The organism is Sphingomonas degradans, from assembly GCF_053502645.1.
In genome coordinates, this window is sequence record NZ_CP177172.1 from 4176232 (window position 1) to 4198141 (window position 21910).

Below are 21910 nucleotides of genomic sequence, written 5' to 3' on the forward strand. Positions count from 1 at the left end.
TCGCCGCACCTCTTCAGGGTGCGCGTCGGAAGGTACGGCGCGGTTCGCGCGCCGGATGCGTCAGAGCAGCGAAATTTTTCCTGCCGCGACCGGCGGGCCGCTCGGCCCGGCATGGGGCGCGCCGGTTGCGTCCTCCATCGTGATCGCCAGCGTCGCGCCATCGACCAGCAGCGCGCGCGCGTCCGCCGGTATGTCGAGGTCGCTATTGCCGTGCGCCGCGACCAGCCCGAGCGAGCGCGGCGTGCCGCCCTGCGGGATCACCCACAGCTCGGGCGCCTTGGGGCTGTCGGGCATCGCTTCGGCACGGATGCGGAGCACGCCGCCGGCGGGATCGTAGCGCGCGGCAAGCTCCGCGCCGGGAAGCCCGCTCAGCCGCGCTACCGCGACCGGTTGCATCAGCGGCGACATCGGCGGCGCGGTGGGGCGCAGCACCAGTACCAGCGCGAGCCCGGCGGCGACTGCGCTGGCAGTGATCGCCGCGCGCCGCCACATGCGTACCGCGCGGGCACCCTGGACGTTCAGCCGCGCGTCGATTGCGTTCCACAGCCCGGCGCTCGGCTCCACGCCGGGAATCTCGACCGCCAGCGCGCCGAAATGCTCGCGCCAGCGCGCCACGTCGGCGGCGAACGCGCGGTCGGCAAGCTGGCGGCGCAGCGCCTCCGCCCGCGCCTCGCCCTCCAGCACGCCCAGTGCCAGTTCGGCGGCCAGGGTATCGCCGATTTCTTCGGGAGGCATCGGCTCAGCCATCGCCCAGGCACCCCTTGAGCTGGATGAGGCCGCGGCGAATCCAGCTCTTCATCGTGCCCAGTGGCACGGCGGCGCGTTCGGCCAGTTCGGGGTAGCTGAAACCATCGAAAAACGCCGATCGGATCGCCGTGCGCTGCTGCCCCTCCAGCGCGTCGAGGCAGTCGAAGATCCGCGCCTGTTGCTGTCCGTCCTCGATCAGGCGGTCCACCATCGGGCGGGCGTCGGCGATGCCGTCCGCCGCCTCTATCCCCAGCGCGGGCGGCAGCGCGTGCGCGCGGCGCCAGTCGATCGCGGTGTTGCGCGCGATCGTGCACAGCCAGGTGATCGGGCTCGCCCGGTTCGCGTCGAAGCGCCCCGCACGGCTCCAGATCTTGAGATACACGTCCTGCATGATGTCTTCTGCCACGTCACGATCCTGGCAGATACGCAGGCAAACCCCCATCAGCTTCGCGGAGGTCATGTCATAGACCTGGCGCAGCCCCGCCCGGTCGCCGCGCGCGACGCGCTGGAGCGCCTGTACCAGCCGCAACCGGGCGGCATCCGCTGTGGCGGGCGAAGGGGCGGATGCGGGCACGAGCGCCAGCCTAGTCGCCGATTCGCCCCGCGCCAAGCCGTTGCGCGCGTCCGGCGAAGCGCAGCACCGCAAAGCCCGCCAGCGCCGAGAGGATCGATCCCGCCAGCACGCCGATCTTGACCTCCTCCACCAGTTCCAGCCGTCCGGGGAAGGCCAGCCCGCCGATGAACAGGCTCATCGTGAAGCCGATGCCGGCGATCAGCGCGACGCCATAGACCTGGATCCAGCTGGCCCCGGCGGGCTTCTGTGCCAATCGCAAGCGCACCGCCAGCCAGATGCTGCCGAAAATGCCCAGCTGCTTCCCCAGGAACAGCCCCAGCACGATGCCCAGCGGCAGCGGCGCGAGCAGGATCGATGGCGAAAGCCCGCCGAGTGCGACGCCCGCATTGGCGAAACCGAACACCGGCACGATCAGGAACGCCGACCAGGGATGCAGCGCATGCTCCAGTCGGTGGAGCGGCGAATCGGCGGCGTCGGGGCGTCCGGGCGACTTGACGATCGGAATCATCATCGCCGCCGCCACGCCCGCGATCGTCGCATGCACGCCCGACAGGAACACCAGATACCAGAGCAGCAGCGCGAGCAGCAGATAGGGGGCAAGGCTCCGGACGCCGCGCCGGTTGAGCACGAACATCGCCGCCAGCACCAGCGCGGCCCCGCCCAGCGCCAGCACGTCGATATGCGCGGTATAGGCGACTGCGATGATCGCCACCGCGCCCATATCGTCCACGATCGCCACCGTGGTCAGGAACAGCTTGAGCGACGTCGGCGCGCGGCTGCCCAGCAGCGCCAGCACGCCGATCGCAAAGGCGATGTCGGTCGCCGCCGGAATCGCCCAGCCGGATGCCAGCCCCGGCGTCGATCCCGCAGCAAGGGTATAGAGCAGCGCGGGCACCGCCATGCCGGCGGCGGCGGCGATCACCGGCAGCCGCCGATGCTCCCAGGTGGCGAGCCGCCCGTCGACGAACTCGCGCTTGATCTCCAGCCCGACGAGCAGGAAAAACACTGCCATCAGCGCATCGTTGATCCACAGATGCACCGTCATCGGCCCGTGCAGCGCCGACAGCGTCACCCCGGTTTCCAGGTGCAGCAGCCCGAAATACGCAGCGGAAACCCCCGGCAGGTTCGCCGCCAGCATCGCCAGCGCCGCTGCCGCGATCAGGAAGATGCCCCCCGCCGCCTCGCTCTTGAGGAAGGCGCGCCGTGCCGAATCCGGTTTGACGGGTGCCCCGGTGACGGCGTCGCTTTCTTCCTCGATTCCCGTCATGCCTTGGCCAGTGCCTCCGCGATCAGCTTGCGGGAGTTGTCGATCCCGTACAGCGCGATGAAGCTGCCCATGCGCGGGCCCTGTTCGGAGCCCAGCAGCGTTTCGTACAGCGCCTTGAACCAGTCGCGCAGCGTCTCGAACCCGGCGGTCTTGCCGATTTCATAGACGATGTTCTGGATATCCTCGGCCGGCGCATCGGCGGGCAGCGCCGCGAGGTCCGCGTCGAGCCGCTTCAGCGCGTCGATCTCGACGCCTTCGGGCACGCGGCGTGACAGGCCAGGCGCGACAAAATCTCGATTGTAGGCGATTGCAAAGTCGACGAGGCGATCCAACTCGTCTTCGAGATAGGCTAGGCCTTTCGTCGCCACGGTACGATCTCTCTCCGTGGCTTTTTCAATGGGTTCCCCGAAATACTTTCCGAGATAATTCAGAACCTGTCGGCGATCGGCACTTGGACCGAGCACACCCACGAGATTTAACAGCAAACCAAAAGTAACTGGCAAGCTGCCAGACGGCACATCGCCGTTGTGGATGTGATGTACAGGGTTACCCAGCTTCTGATCAATCGGCTGATCCCACCACTTATCTCGCGACTGGTAGTATTCGTCGATCGCTCTAGGGATCAAAGCAATGTGCAGCGCCTTCGCCTTCTTTGGCTCGCGATAGGCATAGAAGGCGAGGCTCTCGTCGGGGCCATAGGTCAGCCATTGCTCCAGGCTGAGGCCATTGCCCTTGGACTTCGAGATCTTCTCGCCCTTTTCGTCGAGGAACATCTCGTAGTTGAAGCCTTCGGGGGGCTTGCCGCCGAGCACGCGGGCGATCTTGCCCGACTGGATCACCGAATCGATCAGGTCCTTGCCCGCCATTTCGTAATCCACGCCCAGCGCGACCCAGCGCATCGCCCAGTCGACCTTCCACTGGAGCTTGGCCTGGCCGCCCAGCACGCTCTGGACGACGCGCACGCCCTCGTCCTCGAACGCGATCAGCCCGGCCTCGGCGTCGACTACTTCCACCGGCACCTGCAGCACGATGCCGCTCGTCGGGCTGACCGGCAGCACCGGCGAATAGGTCGCCTGCCGCTCGGCGCGCAGCGTGGGCAGCATCACGTCCATGATGCCCTGATAGTGGCGCAGCACGCCCTTCAGCGCTTCGTCGAAGGTGCCGTTGGCGTAATATTCGGTCGAGGACACGAATTCATACTCGAACCCGAACCGGTCGAGAAATTCGCGCAGCCGGGCGTTGTTGTGCGCGGCAAAGCTGTCATGCGTGCCGAACGGGTCGGGAACGCGCGTCAGCGGCTTGCCCAGGTGCTGCGCCAGCATCTCCTTGTTGGGCACATTGTCCGGCACCTTGCGCAGCCCGTCCATGTCGTCGCTGAACGCGATCAGCCGCGTGGGAATATCCGACAGCGCCTCGAACGCACGGCGCACCATCGTCGTGCGCAGCACTTCGTTGAAGGTGCCGATATGCGGCAGGCCCGAGGGGCCATAGCCGGTCTGGAACAGCACATGCCCCTTGGCCGGCGCGCCATCGGGATAGCGTTTGAGCAGCTTGCGCGCCTCTTCATAGGGCCAGGCCTTGGAGACGAGCGCGGCGGCGCGCAGTTCGGGTGTGATGTCGTTCATGATAGCCCGCGTCTAGCGAAGACTGGCGCGGGGGGCCAGTCTCAGCCGGCGGGGGCGGGCTCTGCGCCCTCCCGCCGCGCGATCACGCGCAGATAGGTCTCGGCCAGCCCCCGATTCACCGCGTCCCAGCTATAGCTGGCGGCGAAGGATGCGCCCGCCGCCCCTGCCCGCGCGCGCTGCGCCGGATCGGTCGCATAGGCGGCGACGGCATCGGCGAAGCCGGCGACGTCGCCCGGCGCGATCAGCCGGCCGTTGACGCCGTCGACGATCAGGCTGGCGGTGCCCGGCGAATCCGCGCCCACGACGGGCACGCCGCACGACATCGCCTCCAGCGTGACGATGCCGAAGGTCTCGGTGATGCTGGGATTGAGGAAGATATCCATCGACGCGATCGCGCGGGGCAGCGCGGCGCCGCTCTGGAACCCGACGAACACCGCGTCGGGCAGCCGCTGGGCAAAGCTCTTGTGCGCCGGGCCGTCGCCCACCACCAGCACGCGCAGCGTCACACCGCGCGCGCGCAGCATCTCGATCGTGTCGCAGAACACGTCGATTCCCTTTTCCAGCACAAGCCGGCCGAGGAAGCCGACGACCACTTCGTCATCGGCGATGCCCAGGTCGCGGCGCCATTCCAGCGAGCGGGCGGCGGGGGTGAACACGTCCTGGTCGACGCCGCTCGGCCAGATGCCGATTTCGGCATTCATCCGCTGGCCCCGCAGCACTTCCGCCATCGATTCGGACGGCGCGACGATCGAGTCGCACTTGCGGTACAGCCGGCGCAGCAGCGCAGTGATCCCGCCCTCAAGGAAGCCGATGCGGTAATAGCGTAAATAGGTGTCGAAGCGGGTGTGGACCGAGGCGAGTACCGGGATGCCGTGGTCCTTCCCGTACGCCACTGCCCAATGTCCCAGCGTCTCGGGTGCGGAGACGTGGAGGATGTTGGGGGCGAATTCGGCCAGATCGCGCGCGATCTCGCGTCCGACACGGTAGACCACCCGATATTCCGACCGACCGGGAATCGGTACCGACGGCACGCCGACAAGATCGCCCGTCGCCGGAAACGCCGGTTCGTCGACCACCGGCGAATAGACCCGCACCGCCGCGCCCTGTGCCAGCAGGAATGCGACCAGCCGATTGAGCGCCATGTTGGCGCCGTCGCGCGTGTAATTATAGTTTCCGCTGAACAGCGCGACGCGAAGACCGGACAGAGTCATTGCGGCAACTTGCCGGTTCGGGATGCGATCGGAGGGCGCGCCATCGAGGTCATGAAGGTTCCGGGCTAGGACTAAGGATCGGTAACGGCGAGCCTATCCCCCGGACCGGTCGTTCCATCGGCCGGCCCCTGCGGGGAGAGGCGGCGTTTGTAAGCGCGCAGGCGGAGCCATGCCAAGGGCAATATCGCCGCAGCCGAAATGACCCGCCGCCGGGCCGTCGCGCGGCTGCCCATCGTGGCTGTTCAGCGGGAACGAACAGTGTACAAGGGCGCAGTGCGCCGGGACGGTCCGGCGCGTCGCATGGCCTGTGGACTCGATCGATGCCGCCGCTTCCCTATCCCGCGCTGCACGCCAGCCATGCCGGCATCTGGATCGCCACCGCCGACGATACGCGCGCGATCAGCCGGGGCGAGGCGATCCGGGTCGCGGCGGATACGCCGGTGATCCTGCTCAATGCGCCGTTGATCGGCCAGAGGCTGGGGCATCCCGAGATTTCGGGGCTCGACCTGCTCGAATTGTTCGCGTTCCTCCATCCCGCGCGCTTCGCCGTGCCGACGCCCAAGGGGATTGCGCGCGCCGTCGGGCTGGCCCCGCCTGTGTCGGATGCCGAGACCGCGCCCCTGCTGCGCAGCGTGGCGGAGGCGCTGCTCGCAGTGCCCGGCGGCGACTGGCCCGAGCGCGAAGGGGCGTGGCACGGCCTGCAATCGCTGTTCCGGCTGCGCTGGGCCTGGGCACCCGCGCTGTCGCAGGTCCTGGCCAAGCCCGAGCGCGCCGAACGCTGGCTGTTCTCCAAGCTGCCCGAATGGGAGGAACACGCCCCCCGCCCCGCCCCGCGCACCGTGACGCTCGCCGATGCCGACATTGCCGAGCGGCTGGCGCGGCTGACCGGCAGCGGGGCCGAGCGGCGGCAGGGCCAGCGCGATTATGCGGCGGCGGCGGCGGCGGCCTTTGCGCCGCGCGAAATGCGCGATTCGCCCAATCTGGTGCTGGCGGAGGCCGGGACGGGCATCGGCAAGACGCTGGGCTATCTCGCCCCCGCCTCGCTCTGGGCCGAACAGGCCGATGGCGCGGTGTGGGTGTCCACTTTCACCAAGGCGCTGCAACGCCAGCTGTCGCAGGAGGGCGAACGGCTGTTCCCCGATGCGGAGGCGCGCAAGCGGCGGATCGTGACGCGCAAGGGGCGCGAGAATTACGTGTGCCTGCTCAACCTGGAAGACGCGCTGCAAGGCGGGTTTGCGGGCCGCGCGGCGGTGCTGGCGCAGCTCGTAGCGCGCTGGGCGGCCTATACCGCCGATGGTGACATGGTGGGCGGCGACCTGCCCGGCTGGCTGCCGATCCTGTTCCGCCGCAACGGATCGACTGCGCTGACCGACCGGCGGGGCGAGTGCATCTATGCCGGCTGCCCGCATTACCGGAAATGCTTCATCGAGCGCGCCGCGCGGGCCAGCGCCGATGCCGATGTCGTGATCGCGAATCATGCGCTGGTGATGGTCAACGCCGCGCGCGGCCGCGAATCGGCGACTCGGCCCAGCCGCTATGTGTTCGACGAGGGGCATCATTTGTTCGATGCCGCCGATGCCATGTTCTCGGCCGCGCTGACGGGGCAGGAGGCGATCGAGATCCGCCGCTGGATCATCGGGCCCGAAGGCGGATCGCGCGGGCGCCGGCGCGGGCTGGCGGCGCGATTGTCCGACGTGGCGAGCTATGACGACGAGGGCGCGCGCGCGATTGCCGAGGCGGTGGACGCGGCGCAGGCGCTGCCCAGCGACAAATGGCTCCAGCGCGTCAACGAAGGCGAGCCGTTCGGCCCGATCGAGGCGCTGCTCGCCGCGGTGCGGGGGCTTGTCTATGCCCGCGACACCAATGGCGGGGCGGAGGCGGGCTATGGGCTCGAAACCGAGCTGGCCGAGCCCGATCCCACGCTGGTCGAGGCGGCGGGACCGGCCAGCGCCGCGCTCGACGCGCTGGTCCGCCCGCTGGTGCGGCTCGGGCGGCGGCTGGAGGCGGTGCTGGACGACGCCCCCGACTGGATGGATGGCCCCGCCCGCGCCCGGATCGAAGGCGCTATCGCCTCGCTTGGCTGGCGGACCGAGACGATCGGCGCGTGGCTGGCGCTGATCGCGCGCATCGGCGGGCCGGCGGACCCCGATTATGTCGACTGGCTCGCGGTCGACCGGGCCGAGGGGCGCGAATATGATGTCGGGCTCCACCGCCACTGGCTCGATCCCTCGCGCCCATTCGCGCGCACCGTGCTGGAGCCGGCGCAGGGCGTGCTGGTGACCTCCGCGACGCTGCGCGCGGGGGGCGACTGGGACGTGGCCGAAGCGCGCAGCGGCGCGGTCCATTTGCTGCGCCCGGCGATCCGGTTCGAGGCGCACAGCCCGTTCGATTATGCCGGGCAGGCCGAAGTTCTGATCGTCACCGATGTGAAGCGCGGCGACATGCCGGCGCTGGCCAATGCCTATGCCCAGCTGATCGTCGCGGCGGGGGGCGGCACGCTGGGGCTGTTCACGGCGATCCGGCGGCTGCGCGCGGTCCATGCCCGCATCGCCGACCGGCTGGCGCGTGAGGGGTTGCCGCTGCTCGCCCAGCATGTCGATCCGATCGACACGGGCACGCTGGTGGACATCTTCCGCGACGATCCGCGCACCTCGTTGCTCGGCACCGATGCGCTGCGCGACGGCGTGGACGTGCCGGGCGATTCGCTGCGGCTGGTGGTGATGGAGGGCGTGCCCTGGCCCAAGCCCACGGTGCTCCATTCGGCGCGGCGGCTGGCCGGCGGGGGCAGCGCCTATGACGACCGGATCGTCCGCGCGCGAATGGCGCAGGCGTTTGGCCGGTTGATTCGCCGCGCGGACGATCGCGGGGCGTTCGTCCTGCTCTCCTCCGCCATGCCCTCGAGGCTGCTGGGCGCGTTTCCGGCGGGGACGCCGGTAGTGCGGGTGACGCTGGAGGAGGCAGTGGCGCGGGTTCGGCTTTCCTTGGCCGCCGGGTTGCGGCATGACGCCCCGGCAACCGCCCGTCGCCCCGAGGACGCATGAAGACGCTAACGCTGCTGCGCCACGCCAAATCGGGATGGGACGACCCCGTCTCACGCGATTTCGATCGCCCGCTCAACCCCAAGGGCCAGCGCGCCGCCGCGATGATGGGGCGCCACATGAAGGCCGAGGGGCTGGTGTTCGATCATGCCGTCGCTTCGCCCGCCGTGCGCGTGGTGGAGACGCTGCGCCACGTCGCGACCGGCTATGGCAGCGACCTTGCGCCGGCCTGGGACCAGCGGCTGTACCTTGCCTCGGCGGCGACGCTGCTGGACGCGGTGCGCGAATTGCCGGATGCGACCCAATCGGTGCTGCTGGTCGGGCACAATCCCGGGCTGGAGGAACTGGTGCTGCTGCTGGCGCCGGAGGGCGGCGAACTGCGCGCGCGGGTGGAAACCAAGTTCCCGACCGCGAGCCTGGCAGAGCTGCGCCTGTCCATCGATCGCTGGGACGCAGTGATGCGGGGCGCTGCGGCTTTGACGCGTTTCGTGCGGCCGCGCGATCTGGACCCGAGCCTGGGGCCAGACACCCCCTGAGCGCGGCTTAGCTTTCTTCGAGCGCGGCGACGAGGGTGTCGCGGATTTCCACCAGCGACTCGACGCTGGATTTGGCGGCGCTGCGTGGGCGCTCCGATTCGAGCAGCCGCTGCACGCCGCGAATCGTGTAGCCTTCCTGGCTGAGCAGCGCATCGATCCGCCGGACCAGCGCGACATCGTCGGGACGGTAATAGCGGCGGTTACCTGCGCGGGTCAGCGGGCGCAATTGCGGGAAGCGCGTTTCCCAATATCGCAGGATGTGCTGCGGGCGCCCGATGTCCTGGGCGAGCTCGCCGATCGTGCGAAGCGCGCCAGCGGCCTTGGTTGGCGCCGGCCGGGTCATCTCAACCGCCGGCCACGATGCGGTCGCGCATCATCTGGCTTGCCCGGAATGTCAGCACGCGGCGCGGCGCGATGGGCACTTCGACCCCGGTCTTGGGGTTGCGGCCGACGCGCTCGCCCTTGTCGCGCAGGATGAAGCTGCCGAAACCGGAGATTTTGACATTCTCACCCTTCGACAGCGATTCGCACATATGGTGCAAAATCTGCTCGACGATGCGCGAAGCATCCGCGCGCGAAAGGCCGACTTCGCGATGTAGCGACTCGGCGAGATCCGCTCGTGTTAGCGTTCCTGCGGCCGACATCAACTATTTCCCCCGCTAACCTGTGTTGTCTTACGTGTATCAGATTGTGTTTCGGTCGCAAATAACATCGTCACGCTTTCGTAACGCTTCCGCCATTTTGGGGAATATCACATGCGAACGACGGCAGCGCCCCAGGTAAAACCCCCACCCATCGCTTCCAGCACCACCAGGTCGCCCTGTTTGATGCGTCCGTCGCGGACGGCGGTATCGAGCGCGAGGGGCACCGATGCGGCAGAGGTGTTGGCGTGTTCGTCGACCGTGACGATGACCTTTTCGGGCGACAGCCCCAGTTTGCGCGCGGTCGCATCGAGGATGCGGGCATTGGCCTGGTGCGGCACCAGCCAGTCGACATCGGTGGCGGCAAGCCCGGCGGCGACGAGCGATTCGTCCATCACCGCCGCCAGGTTGACGACGGCGTGGCGGAATACCTCGCGCCCCTTCATCCGCAGCTTGCCGACGGTCTGGGTGGTCGAGGGACCGCCATCGACATAGAGCAGGTCGTTATAGCGGCCATCGGCGTGGAGCTTGGTCGACAGGATGCCGCGTCCGCCCTGGTCGGGGGTGTCCTGCGCATCGAGCACGATCGCCCCGGCGCCGTCGCCGAACAGCACGCAGGTCGCGCGGTCTTCCCAGTCGAGGATGCGGCTGAACGTCTCCGCCCCGATCACCAGCGCGCGGCGATGGACGCCCGCGCGCAGCATCGAATCGGCAACCTGCACCGCGTAGAGAAAGCCCGAGCACACCGCCGCCACGTCGAACGCGACGCAATCGTTGATGCCGAGCGCGGTCTGGACGCGAGTCGCAGTGGCGGGGAAGGTTTGGTCCGGCGTCGCTGTCGCCAGCACGATCAGGTCGATGCTGTCGGCGGCAACGCCAGCGGCGGCCAGCGCGGCCTTTGCCGCCTGCGTCGCGAGCGTGCTGGTCGATTCGTCAGGCCCGGCGATGTGGCGAAAGCGGATGCCGGTGCGCTCGACGATCCATTCGTCGGTGGTGTCCACCTGTTCCGCCAGTTCCGCGTTGGAGACGCGACGCTCGGGCAGAAACGAGCCCGTACCCAGTATCACCGAACGAATCGTCACGCAGCTTTTGCCTCGAAATTCCCAAGATCCTCGGCGATGCGGCGGTTCAGATCGTCGCGCAACAGCTTCGCCGCGAATCCGATCGCCGTATCGATGCCCAGTTCGTTGGCACCGCCATGGCTTTTCACGACGATGCCGTTCAGGCCGAGAAAGACCCCGCCATTATGGTTGTTGGGGTCCAGATGATGCCGCAGCAATTCGGTTGCGGGCTTGGAGATGAGGAAGCCGATCTTCGACCGGACCGAGCTGCTGAAGGCGCGCTTGAGCAGGTCGGCGACGAATCGGGCCGTCCCCTCGACGGTCTTGAGCGCGATGTTGCCGGAGAAGCCGTCGCACACGATCACGTCGACATCGCCGCGCGACAGCTTGTTGCCTTCGATGAAGCCGGTGAAATCGAGCGGAAGGTGCGTGGCGGCGCGCAGCTTGGCTGCGGCGTCCCGGATATTCTCCGTGCCCTTCATCTCTTCGGTGCCGATGTTGAGCAGCGCGACGCGTGGCCGCTCAAGGTCGAGCGCGATGCGGGCATAGGCTGCCCCCATCACCGCAAACTGCACCAGGTTGCGCGCGTCGACTTCGGTATTGGCGCCCAGATCGAGCATCACCGTGTCGGTCGCACCCAGGCTGGGCATCAGCGCGGCCAGCGCCGGGCGGTCGATGCCGGGCATCGTCCGCAGCGACAATTTGGCCATCGCCATCAGCGCGCCGGTGTTGCCCGCCGATACGGCGGCCCCCGCCTGCCCCTTTTTCACCAGGTCGATGGCGATTCCCATCGACGTGGTCTTGGCGCGGCGAATCGCCTGGCTGGGCTTTTCATCGGACGCGACAATGTCTGCCGCGTGGACGATCTCCGACGCAGCAGCGAGATTGGGGTGTTGCTCCAGGCCCTGGCGAATCCGGGTTTCGTCGCCGACGAGAAGGAACTCCATCCCCTCGAACCGGTGCCGCGCACGCGCAGCACCAGCCAGCATGACGGCGAGCCCCTCGTCGCCGCCCATCGCATCGACGGCGATTCGCGAGGGATTGGTCATGCCGGCGCTTTCCCGAACGATAGCTGGGCTCAGGCTTCGACGGAAACGATCTCGCGGCCGTTATAATGGCCGCAAGCACCGCACAGGTTGTGCGGACGCTTCAGTTCGCCGCAGTTCGGGCATTCCTGGAACGATTCGATCGACAGCGCATCGTGCGAGCGGCGCATGCCACGCCGCGACGGCGAGGTCTTTCTCTTAGGGACGGCCATTTCGGCACCTTTATACCAACACTTGAATCAGGTCGCGATACGCCCACAATTGGCACCGGGCAAGCGACGGAACGATCCGACCGCTCGCCGGACCAGAGGACAGGTCACGAAGCGAGCCCGCGCGTATAGCGATTTGTACTCAGGTTGCAAGCGAGAGTCGGGCGCACAAGGGGAATTAGGAAATGATATTACCAGTTGCACTCACGACGGCCAGCGGCGCGGCGCTGCTCAATTTCTGGCTGGGCTGGCGCGTGAGCAGCATACGACTCGCCAAGAAGATCTCGATCGGCGACGGAGGTGACCCGCGCATGCTGGCACGGATGCGCGCGCATGCGAACTTCGCCGAATATGCCCCGATCATCCTGATCCTGATCGCGTTGATCGAACTGGCGACGGGATCGACGCTGTGGCTGTGGTCGGCCGGCGCGCTGTTCCTGGTCGGGCGGATCGCCCACGGCATCGGCATGGACGGATGGATGCTCGGCCGCCGCATCGGCGTGATCGTGACGATGCTCCTTATGCTCGGGCTTGCCGGCTATGGCGTATGGCTGGCGTTCGATCAGGCGCCGGCGACGCATCCGGCGGAGACGGTGTTCAAGATCGCGCCGCGCCCCTGACTCCTATCCCGCCAGCGCCGCATCGCTCACATAGGGGTTGGTGCGGCGCTCATGCGCGAAATTGCTCGCGGGGCCGTGGCCGGGGACGAACACTGTGTCGTCCCCCAGCGGCCAGAGCCGCCCGGTGATCGCATCGAGCAGGTCCTGATGATTGCCCATCGGGAAATCGGTGCGCCCGATCGATCCCTGGAACAGCACGTCGCCGACGATCGCCAGCTTTGACGGGGCGTGGTGGAACACGACATGCCCCGGCGTGTGTCCGGGGCAGTGATAGACGTCGAGCACCAGCGTCCCCACCGTCACCTGTTCGCCATTTTCCAGCCAGCGATCGGGTTCGAACGGCGCGCCGCGCACACCATAGCGCCGCCCGTCATCCTCAAGCCGCGCGATCCAGAACCGGTCGGCCTCGTGCGGGCCCTCGATCGGGACGCCGAGTTCCTTCGCGAACTCGCCCGCCGCGCCGCAATGATCGATATGGCCATGGGTGATGAGGATCTTTTCGATCGTCACGCCATGCTCCGCCGCGGCGGAGCGCAGTTTCTGAAGGTCGCCGCCCGGATCGACAAAGGCGCCGCGCATCGTCTGCGTGCACCAGAGCAGGCTGCAATTCTGCTGGAGCGGCGTGACGGGGACGATCGCGACGCGCATCGGGGGATTTGCCATGGCCCGGAGATAGGGTGCGTGGCGCCGGGGAGCAACACGGGCTTGCCCGGCGGCGCCTGTGGTTGCATGCCTGTTAACAATGCGGTTGCCCGATGCGCCTTTTATACTGCTGGATGACGCCCGCGCCGATGGCGCTGCCGCCCGGCTCTATGCCGATCCGGTCGAGATCGTCGCGGCGACCGATGCAGCCGGCGTTCCGGCGGCCTTGGCGCGGCTGCGCGACGTGCGAAAGGCGGGGCTGCATGCGGCGGGCTATCTCTCGTACGGGGCAAGCGGGGCGCCCTTGTGGTTCGGGGTATTCCCGTCGTTCACCGAACTGCGTGCGGAGGACGTTGCCGCGCTGCTCCCCGATCCCGAGGGCGCATGGGCGGGCGCGCCGGTGCCGCAGGTGGACGCGGCCGCCTATGCCGACGCCTTTGCGCGGGTGGCCGGATATATCGCCGCCGGCGACATCTATCAGGCCAATCTGACGATCCGCACCGCGCTGCGCTATGCCGGGCATGAGGCGGCGCTGTATGCGCTGCTGCGTCGCCGGGCCGGGGCGGGCTATGGCGCGCTGGTGGCGACGGGGACGCAGTGGCTGCTCAGCCTGTCGCCCGAATTGTTCTTCGCGCTGGACGATGGCCGGCTCACGGCGCGGCCGATGAAGGGCACCGCAGTGCGCAGCCCTGACCCGGAACGGGACAGCATGCTGGCCGAGGCACTGCGCAGCGACCCCAAGCAGCGCGCCGAAAACCTGATGATCGTCGATCTGATGCGCAACGATCTGGCCCGCGTCGCCCGGCCCGGCAGCGTGCGGGTGCCGAGCCTGTTCGACGTCGAGCATTATCCGACGGTGCACCAGATGGTGTCCACGGTGACGGCGGAGCTGCTGCCCGATCGCGACGGCATCGATGCGCTGGCGGCGCTGTTTCCCTGCGGATCGATCACCGGCGCACCCAAGATCCGGGCGATGCAAGTGATCGCCGAAGTCGAGCCTGCTCCGCGCGGCGTCTATACTGGTAGTATCGGCAGGCTGGATGCGAGTGGCGATGCGATGTTCAACGTGGCGATCCGGACTCTCGTTTGCGATGGGCGCGGGGGCGCGGTGCTGGGGCTTGGCTCGGGCGTCGTCGCCGATTCTGTCGTGCGTCAGGAATGGGAGGAATGCCTGGCCAAGGGGGCGTTCGTGACGGCGGGCGAGGCGGGATTCGACCTGATCGAGACGATGCGCTTCGATCCGGTCGAGGGCATCGCGCTGCTCGAACGCCATCTGAGCCGGATCAAGGCGAGCGCGCTGGCGCTGGACTTCGCGTTCGATCGGCACAGCGCGCGCAACGAATTGCAGGCGGCAACCTTTCGCCTGCGCGAGCCCGCGCGCGTGCGGCTGGTGCTTGCGCGCTCGGGGGCAGTGGCGATCGGCGTGGCCCCCCTGCCCGCCGTGCCCGAGGCGCCGGTGCGCGTCGCAATCGCGCCTTTGCCGGTCGATAGGCACGATTTCCGCCTGTCGCACAAGACCAGCCGGCGCGGTTTTTATGACGCCGCGCGGCGCGCGGGCGGCGCGTGGGAAGTGCTGTTCACCGATGCCGAGGGGTTCCTGACCGAAGGCAGCTTCACCTCGCTGTTCGTGCCGCGCGGCGAGGTGCTGGTCACGCCGCCGCTGCACCGGGGGCTGTTGCCGGGGGTGTTGCGCGCCGAGCTGATCGAGAGCGGCCGCGCGGTGGAAGGCGATCTGCGGCCCGAGGACTTGGGCGGCGGATTCTTCGTCGGCAACGCCCTGCGCGGACTGGTTGCAGCCGTTACAGTTGCGAAAAACGCGCAGGGAGACGTATAGGCGCGCGTCCCCACCGGAAAGGCGCCTTTCATGCACATCTCCGCCGCGCTCCAGCGCATCCAGCCCTCGCCCACGCTCGCCATGACCAGCCGGGTATTCGAGCTGAAGCGTGCGGGTGTCGACGTGATCGGCCTGGGCGCCGGCGAGCCCGATTTCGACACGCCCGATTTCGTCAAGGAAGCCGCGATCGAGGCGATCCGCGCAGGCAAGACCAAATACACCAATGTCGACGGCACGCCCGAGCTGAAGGACGCGATCGCCGCCAAGTTCAAGCGCGACAACGGCCTGGAATACACCCCGGCCCAGATCACCGTGAACGTCGGCGGCAAGCACACGCTGTTCAACGCGATCGTCGCCACGGTCGAGGCCGGCGACGAAGTGATCGTGCCGGCCCCCTATTGGGTGAGCTATCCCGACGTCGTCCAGTTCGCCGGCGGCACCCCGGTGTTCGTCGCGGCGGGCGCCGAACAGAATTACAAGCTGCTGCCCGAACAGCTTGAGGCGGCGATCACCCCGCGCACCAAGTGGGTCATCCTCAACTCGCCGTCCAACCCGACCGGCGCGGCCTATACCGCCGCCGAGCTGAAGGCGCTGGGCGCAGTGCTCGAACGGCATCCGCATGTGTGGATCTTCGCCGACGATATGTACGAACACATCGTCTATGACGATTTCGACTTCGTCACGATCGCGCAGGTCTGCCCGTCGCTGTACGAGCGCACGCTGACCGTGAACGGCTGTTCCAAGGCCTATGCGATGACCGGCTGGCGGATCGGCTTCGCCGGCGGCGCGGCGCCGCTGATCAAGGCGATTGCCAAGCTCCAGTCGCAGTCGACCTCGAACCCCTGCTCGATTGCGCAGGCGGCGGCGGTTGCGGCGCTGAACGGCGACCAGAGCTTCCTCAAGGAGCGCGCCCGCGCGTTCCAGGGGCGGCGCGACCTGGTGGTGGGCATGCTCAACCAGATCGACGGCATGACCTGCCCCACGCCCGAAGGCGCCTTCTATGTATACCCGGAATTTTCGGGGCTGATCGGCAAGACGACGCCGAAGGGCGCAGTGATCGACACCGACGAGGCGATGATCAACTATCTGCTCGACGAGGCAAAGGTCGCGGCGGTCCATGGCGCCGCCTTCGGCCTCTCGCCGGCGATGCGGATCAGCTATGCCACGTCGGACGCGCTGCTCACCGAAGCCTGCACCCGAATCCAGACGGCCTGCGCCGCGCTGCGATAAGCAGGGCACGCAATCCTTGTAACATCGGCGCGCATTCCGACGTATAGAAGCAACGCTTCATCTTCAGGACTTGCGCCGATGTTCAAGCTTTTCGTCCTTGTCGCCGCTGCAGCGGGTGGCGTGGTGCTGCTCGCGGGGACGGGGCGTCCGGCCGAGACCGCCATCGCGATTCCGCCGCCCGCCACTGATGTGCCCGCCGCGAAGACGCCGCAGACCGCCGTGTTCGCGGGCGGTTGCTTCTGGGGGATGGAGGCCGTGTTCCAGTCGGTGCGCGGCGTCCAGTCGGTGACCAATGGCTATGCCGGCGGCACGCGCGAGACCGCGACCTATGCCCAGGTCTCGACCGAGCGGACCGGCCATGCCGAGGCGGTCCGCATCGTCTATGATCCGCGCAAGGTGAGCTACGGGTCGCTGCTGCGCGTCTATTTCTCGGTCGCGCACGATCCGACTCAGCTCAACCGCCAGGGCCCCGATCGCGGGCCCAGCTATCGCTCGGCGATCTTCCCGCAGAGCGAGGACCAGCGCCGCGTGGCGGCGGCGTATATAAGCCAGCTGGCAAGCGCCAAGGCCTATCCGCGCCCGATCGTGACCAAGCTGGAGACCGGCGCGTTTTATACTGCGGAATCCTATCACCAGGACTTTTTCTGGCGGCACCCCACGCACCCCTATATCGTGCGCTGGGACAAGCCCAAGGTGGCGGCATTCCGCAACGCCTTTCCGCAACTGGCGAATTAGGGGCGCGGGCGCTGGATGCCGTAATCGTTCCTCCCCCGGAGGGGGAGGGGGACCGGCGAAGCCGGTGGAGGGGTAGTCTCCACGCGGGATAACTGTGGTGTGGCGGATCGTCGCGTTTAGGTCGGACAGGATTCTGCGCGGTTCGGAGCTTTAGAGCCGTCTCTATTAGTGTTCTTCGATTCGTGGACCATGCGGAGACTACCCCTCCACCAGCCTGCGGCTGGTCCCCCTCCCCCTCCGGGGGAGGATGAAATGGAGCCGCTTGCGCATCGTAATGAACGCTCGGCACACCTCGGACTTTCATCCCGCTCGGAAAGCGGCCGCCTAACCGATCAAAGCAGCCCCATCGCGGAGAGCTGGCCCATCATTTCGGGCGGCATCGCTGCCACGTCGCCGCTCGAATCGCCCAGGTCCGCCGGCGCGTCGGCGCCCTCCAGATAGCGCCAGCCCTGATGCGCGCGCTTGGGGCGGGCCTGGACCAGGATCAGGCGGGGCTCGAGGTGGATGGCGACGCGATTCTCCTCAGCCTCGCCAAAGCCCAGGATGGGCGAACGCCCGACCAGCTGGTGCTTGAGAATCCAGAACAGCGAGCCGCCGACGATCTCTTCGTGCCGCTTGGGCAGATAGCGCGTCGTCAGGACCGCCGGCCCCTGCGCCGCGCGCAGCGCCAGCCGTTCCTGGAGAAAGTCGATACTGTCGCAGCCAAAGGCGACCTTGGTGAGATGCAGGGGCACGCGCGCTATCTGGGAACGGCAGGCGCGGCGATCAACCGACGATCCCGCTGGCCGAGGCGAGGCCGAGGAACACCAGGAACCCCATCGAATCGGTCGTCATCGTCACGAAGATTGAGGATGCCACGGCGGGATCGGCGTTGAGCCGGTCGAGCGTCAGCGGCACGATCACGCCCGCCAGCCCGGCGATGACGATATTGCCCAGCATTGCGGTGGCGATCACCGCGCCCAGCGCGGGATGGCCATAGAACAAGCCCACTGCCGTGCCGATCACGACCGCCACGGTCAGCCCGTTGAGCAGCGCGATCGAAAGCTCGCGGCGCACCGCGCGCAGCATGTTGGACTGCGTCAGCTGGTTGGTGGCCAGCGCGCGGACAGTGACTGCCATCGTCTGGGTGCCGGCATTGCCGCCCACGCCCGCGACGATCGGCATCAACGCCGCCAGCGCGACCATCCGCTGGATCGTCCCTTCGAACAGGCTGATGATCGTCGCGGCGACCAGTGCGGTCGCCAGGTTGGTGATGAGCCAGCGGACGCGGCCCTTGTAGCTGTCGAACACCGGCTCGTTGATGTCGCCTTCGCCCGCGCCGGACAGCCGCAATATGTCTTCGCCGGCTTCTTCCGAAATGATGTGGACCACGTCGTCCACGGTAATCATGCCGACCAGCCGCCCGCTCGAATCGACCACCGCGGCAGAGATCAGCGCGTATTTCTGGAAGCGTAGCGCGACTTCCTCCTGGTCCATGTCGGCCGGGATCAGCGTCTGCTCGCGCTTCATCACGTCGCTGACCGTCACGGCGCGGGGGGTGCGCAGGATCCACGACAACATGCAGGTGCCGACGGGCTTGTGCGCCGGATCGACGACGAAGATTTCCCAGAAATCGGTGGTCAGTTCCTCGTCGCCGCGCAGATAGTCGAGCACGTTGCCGACGGTCCAATGCTCGGGCACCGCGATCAGCTCGCGCTGCATCAGGCGGCCGGCGGTCTCCTCGGGATAGCTGAGCGCTTCCTCGATCGCGGCGCGATCGTCGGGGTCGAGCGCGCGCAGGACCTCGCGCTGGTCCTCCGCGTCCATGTCCTCGATGATCGCGACGGCATCGTCGGTATCGAGTTCGGCGGCGATGTCGGCGACCTGGGTGGCGGTGAGCGACTCGATCAGCGCCTCGCGCACCCAGTCGTTCATTTCGGCGAGCACGTCGCCGTCGATCAGGTCGGAAATCGCGGCGGCCAGCGCCGGGCGCAGTTCGGATGGGGTCAGTTCGACCAGGTCGGCGATGTCGGCCGGGTGCAGTGGCGCGACCTTGGCATGCGCGGCTTCGTTGTCGCCGGCGGCGACTGCTTCCAGAACCGCGCTGACGAACTCGGGCTTGAGCCGGTCGTCCTCGTCCAGCTCGCTTTCGGCCGATGCCGTGTCGTCGCGGAGTTCGGTCTCGCTCATCGTCCGATCTCCCTGTCTGGCCCCGCGTTGCCGCTGCCACCGTCGCGGGCGATTTGCAACTCCTTCGCAGGCAGCTTAGGTGACGGGTAAATCAAAGGAGTAGCATTGTGTCCGAACCGACGACCCTCACCATGACGCTCGAAACCGGCGAAGTGCAGATCAAGCTGCGCCCCGATCTGGCCCCCCAGCATGTCGCGCGCATCGCCAAGCTCGCGAATGACGGCTTTTACGACGGCGTGGTGTTCCACCGCGTGATCGACGGCTTCATGGCGCAGGGCGGCGATCCCACCGGCACGGGCACCAGCGGTTCGAAGGAGCCGAACCTTCCCGCCGAATTCAGCAGCGAGCCGCACGTCCGCGGCGTATGCTCGATGGCGCGCACGATGGACCCGAACAGCGCCAATTCGCAGTTCTTCATCTGCCTCGACGACGCGACTTTCCTCGATCGCCAGTACACGGTGTGGGGCGAAGTGACGTCGGGCATGGAACATGTCGACGCGCTGCCCAAGGGCGAGCCGCCCCGCACGCCCGGCAAGATCGTGAGCATGCGCGCCGAATAAGCGATACCTGTGGTCTCTCCCCGCATCGGGGAGGGCTACGCATATGGCAATAAACGCTGTCATCCTGACGAAAGTCAGGATCCATTCGGTGCTTTGTCCGCGCTTTTGACGAAACGGAGCGGTTGAATGGATCCCCCGGACTCACGGAACAAGTGCACCACCTGCTAAGGTGATTGCGCGATGGGACGACATTACAGGCAGCTCAGCCTCGACGAGCGGATCGAGATATACCGCCTTCATGAAGGCGGTATATCTTGCCGACAGATTGCCACCGCGATCGGGCGTGATCACACGACGGTCGGTCGGGAACTCAGGCGCAATAGCAAGCCGACCAAGGTCTGGCCCGGCGGCTATGCGCCCGGGCGTGCCCATAGGCTCGCGATCAGACGACGACGATGGGACGGCCGTTTCAAGCTGGCGCGCCAGCCGGACCTGCGAGATATCGTGAAGAACGGCCTTGCGATGGGATGCTCTCCCGAACAGATCGCCGGCCGACTGGCGCTTGAGCACGGTCGCACCATGGTCAGCCACGAGTCAATCTATCGATACGTCTATCATCGCTCGGCCCAGAAGGACTACTGGCACCGCCTTCTGCCCCGCTGCAAGGCAAGGCGCGGCCGCTATGGCCGCCAGGGCGGAAGCCCGGCCAGCTTCATCAAACAGCGCAGGCCGATCGGCGAACGCCCCCTCGAAGCCCGGGATCGCGCACAGCCGGGCCATTGGGAAGCAGACTATATGCTGTTCGCCCGATATGGGCACAATGTCCTCGTCTTGCACGAGCGCCACACACGCTACACCATCCTCGACAAGCCTCCCCACCGCAGAGCCGAGCTGACCGCACGCCGGATCACCCGCAGACTGCGCCATATCCCCCAGGATCTGCGCAGGACCATCAGCTTCGACAACGGCACCGAGTTCGCCGAACATCACCGCCTTCACGACAGTCTCGGCATCCAGACCTTCTTCTGCGATGTCCGAGCCCCATGGCAAAAGGGCGGTGTCGAAAACACCATCGGCCGACTGCGCCGAAGCCTGCCTCGCAAAACCGACCTCGACACCGTCAGCCACAGACAACTCCGTGCCTGTGCCGACCGGCTCAACAACATCCCCAGAAAATGCCTTGGCTTCCTCACACCCGCCGAGGCATTCTCCAAAATCTCAACCGGTGCACTTCAACCGTGAGTCCACATCCCAGCCTGCGCTGGGATGACTGCGTTTATAATTGCGCTGTCATATCCGATTTCGCTGCCGCATCGGGCCGGGCGCTAAAGCCCCTCTGCCCCCAGCGCCTCGACCAGCCAGTCGTGGAAGATGCGCACCGGCCGCTGCGCCAGCGCGCGCGGGCGGCATACGAACCAATAGCTGTAATGGCTCTCGACCGTCAGGTCGAACAGCTGGACGAGCCGTTCGTCGCGCGCCGCCTCAAAATGCGATTCGAGCATGAACGCGACGCCCAGCCCCTGCGCGGCGGCTTCCAGCATCAGATTGCCCGAATCGAAATGATCGATCGCCAGCGGCTCCAGGTCGGGGAATCCCGCTGCGACTCGCCAGGCCGTGAACGTCTCCGGCATGTCGCGGTGTACCAGCGCGGTCAGCTTGGAAAGCTGTTGCGGCGCGACGATCGGATCGGGCCCCTCGACTAGCGCGCGCGCGCCGATCACGTGGACTCGGTTGCGATCCAGCCGGCGGGCATAGAGCCCCGGATCGATGTCGCGCGAAATCACGATTGCCGCGTCGAGCCCGTCGCCGAGTCGCGCCACGCCGTGCCCGGCGGTGTCGACGTCCAGGTGGAGTTCGGGATGCCGGCGCTTGAGGTCGGGCAGCTTGGGCAGCAGGCGCTGCGTCGCGAACAGCGGGAGCACGCCCAGGCGCAGCCGCAGCCGTTCGCCGCCGCTCGTCATCGTCTCGACCGCATCGGTCATCGCGTCCAGCGCGGGGGCGATCAGCGCGAGCAGGCGTTCGCCCTCCGCGTTCAGGCGCAGCGCCTGGTGGCGGCGTTCGAACAACGGCTTGGCGATGAAGCGTTCCAGCGACTGGACCCGGCGGCTGAGCGCGGGCGAAGACAAAGCGAGTTCTTCCGCGGCCGCCTTGATCGAGCCAAGCCGGGCCACCTGGACGAACGCTTCGATGGCTGTGAGGGGAGGTAATCGGCGCATCGTCTTGTC

22 protein-coding genes are annotated in these 21910 nt (G+C 67.4%); 8 read left to right on the top strand and 14 right to left on the bottom strand.

Features of this window, described 5'->3' with window-relative positions; all coding sequences use genetic code 11:
* Positions 1-60: 60 nt before the first annotated feature.
* From ACG3SL_RS19280 to ACG3SL_RS19300, 5 genes are read right to left on the bottom strand one after another with little or no spacing between them, the layout of a single operon-like run.
* A complete protein-coding gene (locus tag ACG3SL_RS19280; protein WP_448662774.1) occupies positions 61-747 on the bottom strand; it encodes an anti-sigma factor in 687 nt (228 codons plus the stop codon).
* Positions 740-1321, bottom strand: coding sequence for a sigma-70 family RNA polymerase sigma factor (locus ACG3SL_RS19285; protein ID WP_448662775.1), 582 nt, complete (start codon positions 1319-1321; stop codon positions 740-742). The genes ACG3SL_RS19280 and ACG3SL_RS19285 overlap by 8 nt, the downstream gene beginning before the upstream one ends.
* Positions 1322-1331: 10 nt before the next feature.
* Positions 1332-2588, bottom strand: coding sequence for a Na+/H+ antiporter NhaA (gene nhaA, locus ACG3SL_RS19290; RefSeq protein ID WP_448662776.1), 1257 nt, complete (start codon positions 2586-2588; stop codon positions 1332-1334).
* On the bottom strand, positions 2585-4213 hold the full coding sequence (locus ACG3SL_RS19295; RefSeq protein ID WP_448662777.1) for a lysine--tRNA ligase: 1629 nt from the start codon (positions 4211-4213) through the stop codon (positions 2585-2587). The genes nhaA and ACG3SL_RS19295 overlap by 4 nt, the downstream gene beginning before the upstream one ends.
* 41 nt (positions 4214-4254) lie before the next feature.
* The gene (locus ACG3SL_RS19300) at positions 4255-5424 is read right to left on the bottom strand and encodes a glycosyltransferase family 4 protein (RefSeq protein WP_448662778.1); all 1170 of its coding nucleotides are present in this window, start codon (positions 5422-5424) and stop codon (positions 4255-4257) included.
* 320 nt (positions 5425-5744) lie between these two features.
* Here ACG3SL_RS19300 and ACG3SL_RS19305 point away from each other — a divergent pair, with 320 nt between their 5' ends.
* Both ACG3SL_RS19305 and ACG3SL_RS19310 read left to right on the top strand, forming a co-directional pair.
* Positions 5745-8465, top strand: a complete 2721-nt coding sequence (locus ACG3SL_RS19305; RefSeq protein WP_448662779.1) for an ATP-dependent DNA helicase — start codon at positions 5745-5747, stop codon at positions 8463-8465.
* Complete coding sequence (locus ACG3SL_RS19310) at positions 8462-8998, top strand: SixA phosphatase family protein (protein WP_448662780.1); 537 nt, start codon at positions 8462-8464, stop codon at positions 8996-8998. Before ACG3SL_RS19305 ends, ACG3SL_RS19310 begins: the two co-directional genes overlap by 4 nt.
* Before the next feature lie 7 nt (positions 8999-9005).
* On the opposite strand, the gene ACG3SL_RS19315 is transcribed toward ACG3SL_RS19310, so the two are convergent.
* The 5 genes from ACG3SL_RS19315 to rpmF all read right to left on the bottom strand — a co-directional run bounded on the left by ACG3SL_RS19315 (position 9006) and on the right by rpmF (position 11958).
* Positions 9006-9341 (bottom strand): MerR family transcriptional regulator, encoded by a 336-nt coding sequence (locus tag ACG3SL_RS19315; protein ID WP_448662781.1) that lies wholly within the window; start codon positions 9339-9341, stop codon positions 9006-9008.
* 1 nt (position 9342) lies between these two features.
* Positions 9343-9642: an integration host factor subunit alpha gene (locus tag ACG3SL_RS19320; protein ID WP_448665175.1), complete on the bottom strand. Its 300-nt coding sequence runs from the start codon at positions 9640-9642 to the stop codon at positions 9343-9345.
* Between the two features lie 107 nt (positions 9643-9749).
* Complete coding sequence (locus ACG3SL_RS19325; protein WP_448662782.1) at positions 9750-10721, bottom strand: beta-ketoacyl-ACP synthase III; 972 nt, start codon at positions 10719-10721, stop codon at positions 9750-9752.
* Positions 10718-11749 carry a phosphate acyltransferase PlsX gene (plsX, locus tag ACG3SL_RS19330; protein WP_448662783.1) on the bottom strand — a complete coding sequence of 344 codons (1032 nt, stop codon included), beginning with the start codon at positions 11747-11749 and terminating at the stop codon, positions 10718-10720. The genes ACG3SL_RS19325 and plsX overlap by 4 nt, the downstream gene beginning before the upstream one ends.
* A 29-nt stretch (positions 11750-11778) precedes the next feature.
* Positions 11779-11958, bottom strand: a complete 180-nt coding sequence (rpmF, locus tag ACG3SL_RS19335) for a 50S ribosomal protein L32 (RefSeq protein WP_448662784.1) — start codon at positions 11956-11958, stop codon at positions 11779-11781.
* A gap of 182 nt (positions 11959-12140) precedes the next feature.
* Between rpmF and ACG3SL_RS19340 the strand changes: the two genes are divergently transcribed.
* Positions 12141-12575, top strand: coding sequence for an MAPEG family protein (locus tag ACG3SL_RS19340; RefSeq protein ID WP_448662785.1), 435 nt, complete (start codon positions 12141-12143; stop codon positions 12573-12575).
* Between the two features lie 3 nt (positions 12576-12578).
* On the opposite strand, the gene ACG3SL_RS19345 is transcribed toward ACG3SL_RS19340, so the two are convergent.
* Entirely contained in the window at positions 12579-13223 is a 645-nt protein-coding gene (locus ACG3SL_RS19345; protein ID WP_448662786.1) for an MBL fold metallo-hydrolase, read from the bottom strand.
* 94 nt (positions 13224-13317) lie between these two features.
* On the opposite strand from ACG3SL_RS19345, the gene pabB reads away from it, so the two are divergent.
* From pabB to msrA, 3 genes are all read left to right on the top strand, one after another.
* The gene (pabB, locus tag ACG3SL_RS19350; protein ID WP_448662787.1) at positions 13318-15051 is read left to right on the top strand and encodes an aminodeoxychorismate synthase component I; all 1734 of its coding nucleotides are present in this window, start codon (positions 13318-13320) and stop codon (positions 15049-15051) included.
* Positions 15052-15081: 30 nt separating this feature from the next.
* Positions 15082-16281, top strand: coding sequence for a pyridoxal phosphate-dependent aminotransferase (locus ACG3SL_RS19355; RefSeq protein ID WP_448662788.1), 1200 nt, complete (start codon positions 15082-15084; stop codon positions 16279-16281).
* A 78-nt stretch (positions 16282-16359) separates the two neighbouring features.
* On the top strand, positions 16360-17016 hold the full coding sequence (gene msrA, locus ACG3SL_RS19360; protein ID WP_448662789.1) for a peptide-methionine (S)-S-oxide reductase MsrA: 657 nt from the start codon (positions 16360-16362) through the stop codon (positions 17014-17016).
* 332 nt (positions 17017-17348) lie between these two features.
* On the opposite strand, the gene ACG3SL_RS19365 is transcribed toward msrA, so the two are convergent.
* Both ACG3SL_RS19365 and mgtE read right to left on the bottom strand, forming a co-directional pair.
* Positions 17349-17750 (bottom strand): DUF1489 family protein, encoded by a 402-nt coding sequence (locus ACG3SL_RS19365; protein WP_448662790.1) that lies wholly within the window; start codon positions 17748-17750, stop codon positions 17349-17351.
* Between the two features lie 31 nt (positions 17751-17781).
* Complete coding sequence (mgtE, locus tag ACG3SL_RS19370) at positions 17782-19185, bottom strand: magnesium transporter (protein ID WP_448662791.1); 1404 nt, start codon at positions 19183-19185, stop codon at positions 17782-17784.
* A 131-nt stretch (positions 19186-19316) separates the two neighbouring features.
* Between mgtE and ACG3SL_RS19375 the strand changes: the two genes are divergently transcribed.
* Together ACG3SL_RS19375 and ACG3SL_RS19380 are read left to right on the top strand one after the other, a co-directional pair.
* Positions 19317-19745, top strand: coding sequence for a peptidylprolyl isomerase (locus ACG3SL_RS19375; RefSeq protein WP_448665176.1), 429 nt, complete (start codon positions 19317-19319; stop codon positions 19743-19745).
* A 180-nt stretch (positions 19746-19925) separates the two neighbouring features.
* Positions 19926-20927, top strand: a complete 1002-nt coding sequence (locus tag ACG3SL_RS19380; protein WP_448661419.1) for an IS30 family transposase — start codon at positions 19926-19928, stop codon at positions 20925-20927.
* A gap of 83 nt (positions 20928-21010) precedes the next feature.
* On the opposite strand, the gene ACG3SL_RS19385 is transcribed toward ACG3SL_RS19380, so the two are convergent.
* Positions 21011-21901: a LysR substrate-binding domain-containing protein gene (locus tag ACG3SL_RS19385; protein ID WP_448662792.1), complete on the bottom strand. Its 891-nt coding sequence runs from the start codon at positions 21899-21901 to the stop codon at positions 21011-21013.
* Positions 21902-21910: the final 9 nt, after the last annotated feature.